General features: G+C 32.9%; 13 protein-coding genes, 1 tRNA gene and 1 pseudogene. 5 read left to right on the forward strand and 10 right to left on the reverse strand.

The genetic code is table 11. From position 1 onward, the window contains the following. Window positions 1–91 precede the first annotated feature (91 nt). From CHB81_RS09475 to CHB81_RS09515, 9 genes are all read right to left on the reverse strand, one after another. Entirely contained in the window at window positions 92–1,378 is a 1,287-nt protein-coding gene (locus CHB81_RS09475) for a Glu/Leu/Phe/Val dehydrogenase (protein WP_176427510.1), read from the reverse strand. Between the two features lie 470 nt (window positions 1,379–1,848). Then, window positions 1,849–2,703, reverse strand: a complete 855-nt coding sequence (locus CHB81_RS09480) for a DMT family transporter (RefSeq protein ID WP_089351653.1) — start codon at window positions 2,701–2,703, stop codon at window positions 1,849–1,851. 227 nt (window positions 2,704–2,930) lie between these two features. Beyond that, a complete protein-coding gene (locus CHB81_RS09485; protein WP_089351654.1) occupies window positions 2,931–3,524 on the reverse strand; it encodes a 2OG-Fe(II) oxygenase family protein in 594 nt (197 codons plus the stop codon). 236 nt (window positions 3,525–3,760) lie between these two features. Then, window positions 3,761–5,224, reverse strand: a complete 1,464-nt coding sequence (locus tag CHB81_RS09490) for an AAA family ATPase (RefSeq protein WP_089351655.1) — start codon at window positions 5,222–5,224, stop codon at window positions 3,761–3,763. Between the two features lie 178 nt (window positions 5,225–5,402). Continuing rightward, a complete protein-coding gene (locus CHB81_RS09495) occupies window positions 5,403–6,521 on the reverse strand; it encodes a VWA domain-containing protein (RefSeq protein ID WP_089351656.1) in 1,119 nt (372 codons plus the stop codon). 106 nt (window positions 6,522–6,627) lie between these two features. Next, window positions 6,628–7,008, reverse strand: a complete 381-nt coding sequence (locus tag CHB81_RS09500; RefSeq protein WP_089351657.1) for a YchJ family protein — start codon at window positions 7,006–7,008, stop codon at window positions 6,628–6,630. Further along, on the reverse strand, window positions 6,998–7,225 hold the full coding sequence (locus CHB81_RS09505; RefSeq protein ID WP_055091558.1) for a hypothetical protein: 228 nt from the start codon (window positions 7,223–7,225) through the stop codon (window positions 6,998–7,000). The genes CHB81_RS09500 and CHB81_RS09505 overlap by 11 nt, the downstream gene beginning before the upstream one ends. A 292-nt stretch (window positions 7,226–7,517) precedes the next feature. Beyond that, a complete protein-coding gene (locus CHB81_RS26830; protein ID WP_089069566.1) occupies window positions 7,518–7,664 on the reverse strand; it encodes a hypothetical protein in 147 nt (48 codons plus the stop codon). Next, window positions 7,664–8,206, reverse strand: coding sequence for a hypothetical protein (locus CHB81_RS09515; RefSeq protein ID WP_089351658.1), 543 nt, complete (start codon window positions 8,204–8,206; stop codon window positions 7,664–7,666). Before CHB81_RS09515 ends, CHB81_RS26830 begins: the two co-directional genes overlap by 1 nt. Window positions 8,207–8,293: 87 nt before the next feature. Here CHB81_RS09515 and CHB81_RS09520 point away from each other — a divergent pair, with 87 nt between their 5' ends. The 5 genes and pseudogenes from CHB81_RS09520 (at window position 8,294) to CHB81_RS09540 (ending at window position 11,482) form a co-directional block, all read left to right on the forward strand. Continuing rightward, on the forward strand, window positions 8,294–8,545 hold the full coding sequence (locus CHB81_RS09520; RefSeq protein WP_089351659.1) for a hypothetical protein: 252 nt from the start codon (window positions 8,294–8,296) through the stop codon (window positions 8,543–8,545). 371 nt (window positions 8,546–8,916) lie between these two features. After that, complete coding sequence (locus CHB81_RS09525; RefSeq protein ID WP_089351660.1) at window positions 8,917–9,357, forward strand: KTSC domain-containing protein; 441 nt, start codon at window positions 8,917–8,919, stop codon at window positions 9,355–9,357. Window positions 9,358–9,615: 258 nt separating this feature from the next. After that, window positions 9,616–10,377, forward strand: coding sequence for a DUF4369 domain-containing protein (locus CHB81_RS09530; protein ID WP_089351661.1), 762 nt, complete (start codon window positions 9,616–9,618; stop codon window positions 10,375–10,377). Between the two features lie 18 nt (window positions 10,378–10,395). Beyond that, window positions 10,396–10,782: pseudogene (locus CHB81_RS09535) on the forward strand (peroxiredoxin family protein); the annotation flags it as partial. Between the two features lie 619 nt (window positions 10,783–11,401). Beyond that, window positions 11,402–11,482: transfer RNA gene (locus tag CHB81_RS09540), tRNA-Tyr, on the forward strand. A 106-nt stretch (window positions 11,483–11,588) separates the two neighbouring features. Here CHB81_RS09540 and CHB81_RS09545 read toward each other — a convergent pair. Next, the coding region (locus CHB81_RS09545; RefSeq protein ID WP_141130382.1) for a transposase at window positions 11,589–11,881 on the reverse strand (293 nt) is incomplete at its 5' end.

Consider the following 11,881-nt stretch of genomic DNA (forward strand, 5'->3'; position numbering starts at 1 on the left):
AACTAAGAAAAAGACATTTCCATTGATTATCGTTTATTCTATCAGAATAATAACCAACGAAAATTATCTTCATCCTTTTAGAAAGCCAATTCTAATTCTGTCTGTATTTTGGAGCTTCCAATGCCACTTCTTTAACAGATTGTGTATCGGCTACTTTTTGTAAAGCAATAATATAAGCTGCAATTCGTGGTGTCACATTATGTTTAAGTGCAATTCTAAAAACGGTTTCGAAGCCTTTTTCCAGAATATCTTCCAAACGTGTATTGATTTGGTGAATTCTCCACGATTCTAAAAGTGAATTCTGAAGCCATTCGAAATACGAAACGGTAACACCCCCGGCATTTGCTAAAATATCAGGAATAACCAAAACATTATTATCATGCAATATTTTATCAGCATCTGATGAAACTGGTCCGTTTGCACCTTCAACTATAATTTTGGCACGAATATCATTTGCGTTCTTTTGCGTAATTACATCTTCTTTTGCAGCAGGAATTAATACATCAACATCCAAAAGCAATAAATCTTCGTGTTTTATAGCAACCGAATTTGGATATCCTTTTATGCTTTTATTATTGAGATTATAATACAAAATCAACTCTGGAATATTAAGTCCTTCCGGATTATAAAAAGCTTCCGAAACATCACTTACGGCAACAACTTTTAATCCTTTTTCGAATAAAAATAAAGCCGAATGCAATCCAACATTTCCAAATCCCTGAATAGCTACTGTGGATCTTGCAGGTCTTAGTCTTAATTTTTGAAGTGCCAATAATGTAATAATACTTACACCTCTTCCTGTTGCTTCTACTCTGCCTAAAGAGCCTCCGGAATGTAAATGTTTTCCAGTCACTACGGCATGAATTGTTTTGCCGTGAACTATTGAAAACTCATCCATTAACCATCCCATTTCGTCAGGACCAGTTCCCATATCCGGAGCTGGAACATCTTTTTCAGGTCCAAAAATATCAGCTAAAGCTTTGGTGTAAGCTCTTGTAATTTTTTCTAATTCAGTTTTAGAAAGCTTTCTCGGATCACAAATAATTCCGCCTTTTGCTCCTCCAAACGGGATTCCTGTTACCGCTGATTTCCAAGTCATCCAGGCTGCTAAGGCTTTTACTTCATCCAGATTTACGGAGGTATCATAACGGATTCCACCTTTTGATGGTCCTAATGCTGTATTGTGAATCACGCGATATCCTTCAAAGTTTTGAATTGTTCCATTATCTAAAGTAATCGCAAAATTAACAACGATTTGTTTTTCCGGACGTTGTAATTTTTGTCTGATGGATTCATCAAGATTCAAAATATCAGCCGCGATATTAAAACGATCAATCATAGATTGAAAGGGATTCTGTTTTATAATTTCTGCACTCATAATATATATCTTTTAATTTTGGTTTGTGTGATTAAGAATTTTGTCTATTTAAAACACTTTTAGAATCGCATTCAAAAAGTATTTATTTATCCATAATTATTGCATTCGCCAACATGGAATTTTAATAAGACAACATTGCATCATTATATTGGTATTTCTATTTGATCTCATATCCTCAATTTTTTACTAATTCTAAAAAAAGCCTTTCATGGTGCATGAAAGGCTAAAAAAAAAAAATAACTAACAAGTGTACTTTCTCTATTAACGCCATTTCATCACATGATTCATCATGCAGCACATCTTTGTGCTGCACATAAACGGGATGATATATCGACTACAGTTTTCCATTGTTATTGCAAATTTATAAATATATTTATAAATTCTATAGAATTAGTCGAGTTTATTTTACAAAGAATACAAACATATCCTAAAAAGAACTGTAAATTAAGGATTTAAGCTTCTGAAAAAAATTAGTTAAATTGTGAAATAACAATCAAAATAATAGAAATTAAGGCTAAAAAGATACCTGCAAAGTTGATTTTGGATAATTTTTCTTTGAAGAAAAGCAATCCAACGAGACTTCCCAAAATAATAACTCCCATGTTCATTCCGGCAAAAACTGTCGATGGATTTTCGGCGAAAGCCTTATGAGCTTTTAGGTAAAACAGGATATTTCCGAAATTAAAGATTCCAACTAAACCTCCAAAAAGAATATTTTTAGATTCTAATTTGACGTTTTTAATTCCAATTTCATAAATACTTATCAGGCTTGCAACTCCCAAAGAAATACAAAAAACTACACACAAAGATGTCGTATAAGGCAATGTAGTATATAATGCAATTTGCTTGAAAAGTATATCAATAACTCCAAAACCAAATAAAACTACTGCAGGATAAATCCATTTGTTCTCAACGTTTTCAGATTGTTTTCTTAAGATGAATAAAAGCGCCAGAAAGCCAATTACAAGCCCGATTACTTTATAAGAGTTGAATTCTTCTTTGAAGATGAACCAAGCGGCCAAAATTGGGATAAATAACGACAATCGTTGTGCTGCATCAGTTTTTACGATTCCCATATGTTTTATAGAAGCTACTAAAAACAGAAAAACTATAGGCAATAAAACGCCAATTGCAATATATAAATTCCAAGGTGCTTTCTGGTTAACTTGGGTTAAATCCGGACTAAAAGTAAAATAGCAAAGTGCTAGTGCAAATACATAATTGAAGGTGACTATTTGAGTTGGATTCCCGTTATATTTTCGGGTTATTTTGAAAATTACGCCAACAATTACACTACATAAAATACTTAAAACAAGAAACAGCATAGGTTTAAATTTTGAATGCAAAAATAAGCTTTATCCGTTTTACACTTTCAAAAAAAAACATTTTAATCTAAGGTTACAGACATAAATAGTATAAAACAATTTAAACACGAATTGCACTAATTGTCACTAATTTGTTTGTGAAATAATTTCACAAACAAGGCTAGCTCATTTTAATTAGTGCAAATTCGTGAAATTCGTGTTTAACTTTTATATCGTAAGGAAACTTTTTAATCACTCTTTAACCAACCAGTAATACTCATTCGGGTATTTTGTGTAACCAAAACCTCATGAACTAATTCATTACTTTTAAAGAATACCGTTTTCCCTTGAGTGGGAGAGATTTTTTGATTGTTATTTTCCTGATGAATCATAAGTTCTCCGCCATCAGATTCTTTCCAGTTACTATTAAGGTAACTAATCATTGAATATTTTCGGCTTGGATTATTTTTAAACTGATCTAAATGTTTCAAATAAAAATCGCCTGTTTCGTATAAGGAATAATGAAATTCATAACCAGTAATTCCCGTGTAGCAACTTTCATTCAAATACAAAATGAAAGCATCGATTTTATCGAAAAACTCATTTTCAAAGACATTGTTGTGCTTTTTATCCAACCAATAGATAGAATCGCTTCTAATCGCGCCATCATAACTCAATTTCTCCGAATTACCAATTCCGGCAGCCATCAACAAACTTTTCTGATTTAAATCGAGTAAATTCTGCTTTAAATGATTGGCTAATTCGGGGGTTAAAAAATACTCTGATATTCCTACTTTGTTCTCAATATAACTTGCAATCAAATCTTCGAAACCATCTTCCATTTTTTGTTTGGGAAAACTGCAAATACAGCCAACGGAGCAAGGTAGATGAAATTAAAATGGTAATGGGTTTATTCTCAATAAATAAAAAACTAACAGAATTGGAATCGTACAATCTTTGTCAAAGTTTAAAACTTTGACAAAGATAATCGCGCATAAAAAACCCGACAGGTTTTAAAAACCTGTCGGGTTTGCTATAGAAGGCGTTGAATTAATAATTTACAACTTATAATTAACAATTAAAGCTTACTAATATAACTTCCGTACATATCTTTAAACTGGTGTCCTTGTGCAAAGCGATCTTTGCTTAATTTTTTATATTCAACCAATCCCCATAAAACAAATTCTTTGAAGAAATATTGATCATTTTTATCCAATTGTGGCTGGTATTTCTTTAACAAAACATCTAGTGGAGTTACTTCGTCCAGAATGCTTTTGTATTCAGCGTCTGAAGCGTCGTCTAATAATTCGAAACCGCTTTCGGCAAAAAACCATTCAATCAAATCTGAATATGGTGTTTTTTCTCCCGGTTTTTCCAACTTTTCAATCTTAGGCAAAAGTGTTGGAAATAAAGTTCTGATTGCTGAACCAATTAAGTTCTGCGCCACTGCAGCGGCTCCCTCCTGCTCTCCTTCATAAACTAATTCTACTTTTCCGGTAATGGCAGGAATGATTCCGATAAAATCAGACAAACGCAAAGTAGTTTTATCAACTCCGGCTTTCAAAGCACGGCGTTCTGCTGTACTCATTAAATTTTCAAAAGCGGTGATACTCATTCTCGCACTCACACCGCTTTTATTATCAATGTATTCGCTCTCACGGGCTTCAAAACTTATTTGCTCTAAGATATCTTTAGCCAAACTTGGCACATGAACAAGTTTGTGCTGTGTTTCATCCAGTTTTGCTTCTTGCTCTGTAATTGTTCTGGCAATGGCAACACTTTCCGGATAATGTGTCAGGATTTGAGAACCTATTCTATCTTTAAGAGGCGTTACAATACTTCCTCTATTGGTATAATCTTCAGGATTTGCTGTAAATATAAATTGCATATCTAGCGGCATTCTCAATTTAAATCCTCTAATTTGAATATCGCCTTCTTGTAAAATATTAAATAATGCTACTTGAATTCTGGCTTGCAAATCCGGCAATTCGTTGATTACAAAAATCGAACGATTCGCTCTTGGAATCATTCCAAAATGAATTACGCGATCATCAGCATAAGATAATTTTAGATTTGCGGCTTTTATAGGGTCAATATCTCCAATTAAATCGGCAACGGTTACATCTGGTGTTGCCAGTTTTTCGAAGAAACGTTCGTTTCTGTGTAACCATGAAATTGGGGTTTCATCACCTTTTTCGGCAATGATATCTTTTGCAAAACGCGAAATCGGATTTAACGGATCGTCATTAATTTCAGAATCCGTTACAAACGGAATATATTCGTCTAATAATTCGACCATTTTGCGTGCCAAACGTGTTTTTGCCTGACCACGAAGTCCTAATAAATTGATGTTATGACGCGATAAAATAGCACGCTCCAATTCTGGAATTACGGTATTTTCGAAACCATGAACACCTTCAAAAACAGGTTTTCCTGATTTGATTTTCTCACGAAGGTTATTTCGTAATTCGTCTTTGATACTGATGCTTTTATATCCCGAGGCTTTTAACTGACCTAATGTTTTTATAGTATTTATTTCCATTTTTATTGAAATAGCTGTTTTGTTATTTTATTTGTTTTTAATGACAATGATTGTGTCATTTCTTTGCGGGAGACGCACTGCTGTGTGTCTCTACAATATACATTATGTATAAAATTCATCCACGGGACATACCGTAAAAACCTTTGTCCCTATGAACCTTTGCAACTTTGAACCTAAATTAACGAACTCTCTTCTTCCTATTTGTCTCATAATCTTCAAAAATCATTTCGCCCAAACCTTTAAGTCCGGTATAAAATGCTTTTCCTTGATTTGCTTCTGTAAAATGATTGACAAAACGTTGCAAATAAGGGTCATTTGCAATCATAAATGTCGTTATCGGAATGTGTAATTTTCTGGCTTGTTGTGCTTGTGTATAACATTTATCAACGATATATTCATCAAGACCGTTACTATTCATATAATAGGAACCGTCACGCTCGCGAACGCAACTCGGTTTTCCGTCGGTAATCATGAAAATTTGTTTGTTGGTGTTTCGCTTTCTTCGCAAAATATCCATTGCTAATTGAAGTCCGGCAACGGTGTTTGTGTGATAAGGTCCAACTTGCAAATACGGCAAATCCTTAATTGGAATCGTCCACGCATCATTTCCGAAAACTAAAATATCCAGTGTGTCTTTTGGATAACGCGTTGTAATTAATTCTGCCAAAGCCATTGCAACTTTTTTGGCGGGAGTGATTCGGTCTTCACCGTATAAAATCATACTATGGCTGATGTCGATCATCAAAACGGTACTCATTTGAGCTTTGTATTGTGTCTCTTCGACAACCAAATCATTTTCAGTCAGCATGAAACTTTCTACACCATTATTGATTTGTGCATTTCGTAAGCTTTCTGTCAGCGAGATTCGTTCTAAACCGTCTCCAAAATTAAATTCGCGGAATTCTCCTGTGTGTTCATCGCCATTTCCGGCATGTTTGGTTTTGTGATTTCCGTTCCCGGAACGCTTCAAATTACCAAAAATTTGATCTAAAGCTTGCTGCCTGATGGCTCGTTCTGTTTTAGCAGTGATTCCAAAGCCTCCGCTTCCATCGGGTTTCACTTCGTCTTTTATGTAACCTTTCTTTTTTAAATCTTCGATAAAATCATCGATTGTGTAGTTCTCATCCGTAAGTTTATATTCTTTATCTAACTCCCGAAGCCAGTCTATAGCTTCATCAAAATCGCCCGAAGTATGGGTGATTAGCTCTTTGAAAATGCCAAAAAGTTTTTCAAACGGAGACTGAAATGGGGCTTCGTACGACTTAAAATAAAAACCTTTTTTAAATTCGTTTTTCATAATTCTAAAATTACGCTATTTTAGAATTATGAAAAAAGAAACGTTTATTAATTTTTAGTTAAAATATTGAAACAAAAAGAGTTGAATTAGCGAAAAAACCTATCAATTATTCAAACTTTCCATCAAGATAGTACCACGTGTTATCTTCGAATTTAAAAGTAGAAAATTCGTAATCCGTTTGCGGTTTTTGATTTGCATCTAAAAAATAGGCTTTAAATTCTACTGTATTTTCAGTAAAACTTAAAATCTCCAATTTTTGCCATTTATTGCTTGTTGCCCATTTCAGGATTTCGGCTTCTGAATAATATTGTCTTTCAGAAACATAAGTAGTTTCCAAAAGATAATCAGCATTATAAGTGGCGTATGCCGAATATCTCGAACGCATCAAAGCCAATGCTGTTGGTGCTTTTTGATTGTTTTTAAGATACAATCCACAGCAATTTTCAAACAATAAACCCGTATCGCAAAAGCATTTTTTACTCTCCATCTACTTGCTCTTCGCCATTAATCTTAACATGCAATTGATTCAATAACACCTGATAACGGCTAATTTCTCTTAAATCTTCGTCTTCTTCGGCGTGATCCAGCATCTCGTCTAATGTTTCATTTACTTCAAGCAATTTATTATTTGCTTCTCTGTCATTTTTTGCAGCAATTAGATCAATAATTTCCTGTACACTTACTTTTAAATCTTCGAATTTCATATCTATTGTATTGTTATTTTTTGTTTGCTTCGCCAGTTCGGCTAAAGCCTCGTGTCAGGTTTCAAGCTGAAATGAGAATTTACCGCAAAGTCCGCAAAGTTTCTTTTTAATATCTAAGGTTTTATAAAAAACACAAAGTTCGCAAAGCTTGATCTATACAAAGCTTTGCGAACTTTGCATTTTCTATACATAATCAATAATAAATTCTTAGTGCACTTTGCGGTAAATTTCAGATTCCAAGTTACTCGTTGCAAAAACCTGAAACTTGAAACAAGAAAAACTTGAAACCTTTTTATTCCTGCGCTTTGTCTTCGTTGAACTTTTTGATAATTTCTTTTAGCTTTTCTTTACGTGCAATTTCAGCCTGTTTTACTTTATTTTGGGCTTTGTGCAATTTGTCATTGTGCTTTTTGATATTCCTTTCGTTGTTGCGTCCCATTATATTTGTCTTTTAATTTCGTCTAAAGTTTTCTCGGTGTAAATCAATTCGGTGATAATTTGCTTTCGTAAATCATCGATATCTTCGTAATCAAAATGTTTTGCCCAAGAAGTTAATTGTTGCAAATTTCTGATTTGTTTAATTCGTTTTGTGGTTTCAAAACTAGTTCTTAGAATTGCTTTCTGATCGTAGTTAGGATTTTTTTTGTGCTGATACGTTACCATATTTTTTTCAAAATTGGCTTCTATATAATATAATTTTTCTTCGGCATTATCCTGATAAAATTCATTCCAGGCCGCAAAACCTATTTTTGTTTTTGATGGAGTCTCCGGTTCCATTGCAATCAAACGCCATTTGCTATTGGCTAATCTTCCCCAATGATTCGAAACTCTGTACATTCCGGCTTCAGTATAATAATAGGTACTTCCGGCTTTGCTTTCAAACTGTTTCTTTAAACCTTCAATCTCATTTGAGAGTACTTCATGAAATACACAAAAAGTATTTTTGAACGAATTAGGATGTGGCTTGAAGTTTTTTTGCATGTGCAAATATACTGAGATTGTCCCGAACTCCCTAAAACAAAGATAAATTGATTAACTTTGTACCTTCAATTTTAAATAAATAAAGTCATGTCTAAAGGTTCACAAGAAAAAATGCTGCAAAAAGGAGTTTATACCGGGATCATGGAGAAGGATGAAAACAACAATTATTTCTGTGGTGAGTATCTTTTAGATTATAAAATCGCACATACAAACCATACTGTAGGCGAATTGATTACGATTAAATCTGTAATTGAGAATCCAAGCGATATTAGCTACGATAAATATCCAAAAAAATCAAAAAACTTTCATAAAGCAAATCAGAAACCTGAGGATAAATAAAAAATTGTTTCAGATTTTCTGTTTCAGGTTTTCTTTGTTTCAGGTTTCAAGTTTGAAATGAGAAAAAAAAATTAACCGCAAAGTTCCCAAAGTTCGCAAAGCTAGTTCAAAACTTAGCTTTGCGAACTTTGCGTTTTTATTGATTATTAAGTAGGTGAAAGACTTTGTGTCCTTTGCGATTAAATTAGTTCACTACAATCCAGATAGAATTTTTAAACCTTTAACATCTAACTTTTAACATTTTACAAATTTTTCGAATATTTTTTCTATCAAAAGTAAAAAGTTAAAAAAAAGTGTACCTTTGCAAAAAATTTGTCTTTTTGAACAATTAATTTCAATTTCAAACTAATAGACAAGTAGTTACCTTATTTATGAAAAAAATAGTTGAATACCGTAAGTTACTAAACGTAGAGAAAACTGCAGAGTTAAAAGATTTAAAAACCATTTATCGTAATGCGATGAAAGAAGCTCATCCTGATAAATTTCAAGGTGATGATGCTGGTTTAAAAGCTGCAGAAGAAAAAAGTAAAGCTATCATTGAAGCTTATCACTTTTTGGTAAGTATTAATCCTGAAACGATTAAAGCTAATTTACCTGAATATACTGAGACTATTGCAACTGCAACAATTACTGATTATAAATTTGTTGAAGGTCGTTTAATTATCGATTTCTCTAACGGAAGTGTTTACGAATACATTAGTGTTCCTAAAGCTACTTACGTGAAAATGGTAAATGCTGATTCTCCTGGAAGATTCGCAAAAAGACATATTTTGAACTCTTTTACATGGAGAAAGAAAACTAATCAAGAATAGTTTTTCTATTATAATATACTTACAAGCATTCTGGCAACAGAGTGCTTTTTTTATGCTCAAAAATTAAAAAAATGATAATTTAGATTCAAAATAATATTAGTCCCAAGAGTTTTACATCAAAATAAACCAGTAAACATGCTGACTACAGGCTGATTAGAGCAAAAAAAACTATAACAAAATTTTAGGTTGCAAAATTCTTTAAGTTTTAGATTTTTAGATACTTTTGTTGCACAAATCAATTAACTAATTATTTTATAAATGAAAAAAATACTTTTTTTACTTACCGCTTCTGTAGCGATTATGTCATGCAGTAAAGTTAAAGACGGGGAATATCTAATTACCGGAACAGCTAAAGGAATCGAAAACGGAAAAACTATCATTCTTCAAGGTCAGGATCCAACAACAAAAATGACAGTTGCTCTTGATACAGTAAAAGTTGAAAACGGAAAATTCGAAATAAAAGGAAAAGTAACTGAACCAGCTTTCCATGCATTAATTGTACAAGGTTCTCCTGCTCCTCTACCTTTTATCTTAGAAACTGGAGAAATTACTATCGCTATTGATAAAGACAGTATCCATAAATCTAAAATTTCCGGAACTTACAATAATGATGAGTACGTAAAATTTAATGATGATCTAAACAAAACTCAAAAAAGTTTAGTTGATTTTCAGAAAAAAAACACTCAAAAAATGCAAGCTGCTCAACAAGCTCAAGATACTGCAACTATCAATGGTTTGATGAAACAGTACATGGAAATTCAAACTGAAGTACAAGCAAATTCTAAAAAGAAATATATTACTTATGCTGAAACTCACCCAAAATCATTTATCTCTGCTTTGATTATTCAAAGTATGACTGCTGATCCAAGCGCTGATATCAAAAAAACAGAGACTTTATACAATGCTTTAGATGAGTCTGTAAAAAACACTACTCCTGGAAAAGATATTAAGACTAAAATAGGTCAAGCAAAAATGCCTGCAGTTGGTGCGTCAGCTCCTCCTGTTGGTAGTGCTAAATGAAGATCAGATTTTTCAGCTCCTAATCCACAAGGAAAAGTAGTTTCGCTTAAAGAAAGCTTAGGCAAAGTAACTATTGTTGACTTTTGGGCTTCATGGTGTGGACCATGCAGAAAGGAAAATCCTAATGTTGTAGCTATTTATAAAGAACTACACTCAAAAGGATTGAATATTGTTGGTGTTTCTTTAGATAAAGAAGCAGCAGCCTGGAAAGAAGCTATCGCTAAAGATGGTTTAACCTGGACGCAAGTTTCAAACCTAAAATTTTGGGATGAGCCAATTGCGGCTCAATACGGTGTTCAATCTATTCCAGCAACCTTTATTCTTGACGCTACAGGAAAAGTAGTTGCACAAGACTTAAGAGGGCCTGAATTAAGAGCAAAAATATTAGAACTTTTGGCCAAATAAGACCAATTTTCAGAATAAAACAAAAAAATCTCCCTAGTGGAGATTTTTTTTGCTTTACACCATAACATACATTCTGAATACAAGCTTCTAAATTATTTTGGATCAATCCCAAAGCCTGTAGAGAGAAAAAAAATTACCGCAGAGAACGCTAAGTTTTTTTTCTCTTATGTTTTTATCAAAGGCAAAGTTCGCAAAGCTTTGTATTGATTTAGCTTTGTGAACTCTGTGGTAAAAAATAACTAGTGATTATATTTTATGTTTCTCCACAACATTTAGCGCTGATCCATTATTTTTTATAGGAAACCTATATGTTTTAAAACAACCTTAAAATATATCAAGTAAAATTTATACGAAATACATCAGTAAAATTGGCTCTTCAAGACGCAAAAGGCTAAAAACAGAAAACAAAAACCGAATATATTACCCAAGAATAATCCTATATTTTAAAATAAATCGAAAAAATATTTCAATTGGGTATTTTTTATTTTATTCAATTCCAACGAATTAAAAATTAATTTAAAAATAACTTAAAATTAAGTTCATTTTTTGTTTGTAAACATGAAAAACGTTCCTATATTTGCAACCGCTTAGAACAACAAAGCGCACTAACGCTGAGATCGGGGAGATACTCAAGCGGCCAACGAGGGCAGACTGTAAATCTGCTGTGAAAACTTCGCAGGTTCGAATCCTGCTCTCCCCACTAAAAGTCCTAATGAAAATTAGGACTTTTTTTATTTTCAAAAACCCGTAAATTTACGAAGGATCAAGGATCAACCCGAAAACGGATCAGGTGCAAAAGTTGGGGATTAGGCAAAAAGATTAGATAATCTGAATAAGAAAAAATCTATATTTCTCACACCTCTGAACTGAGATCTAAATGCTTTTATTTTGGCATTGAAAGATTCTGCTGAAGCATTTGTACTCCTATTATTAAAATAGTTTAAGATTGACTGGTAATTAAAAGTTATGGTATTGAGTAGAATATTAAAATTTTTAAAGCCTGATTCTTCTACATTCCTGTACCAATGTGCCAGTTTGGTCATAGCAATATGTTTATCATTATTGTTATTATAAATCCCTCGAAGTTGTTGATTTAGAT

Origin of the sequence: Flavobacterium sp. ov086 (assembly GCF_900187965.1) — a bacterium.
Lineage (GTDB): Bacteria > Bacteroidota > Bacteroidia > Flavobacteriales > Flavobacteriaceae > Flavobacterium.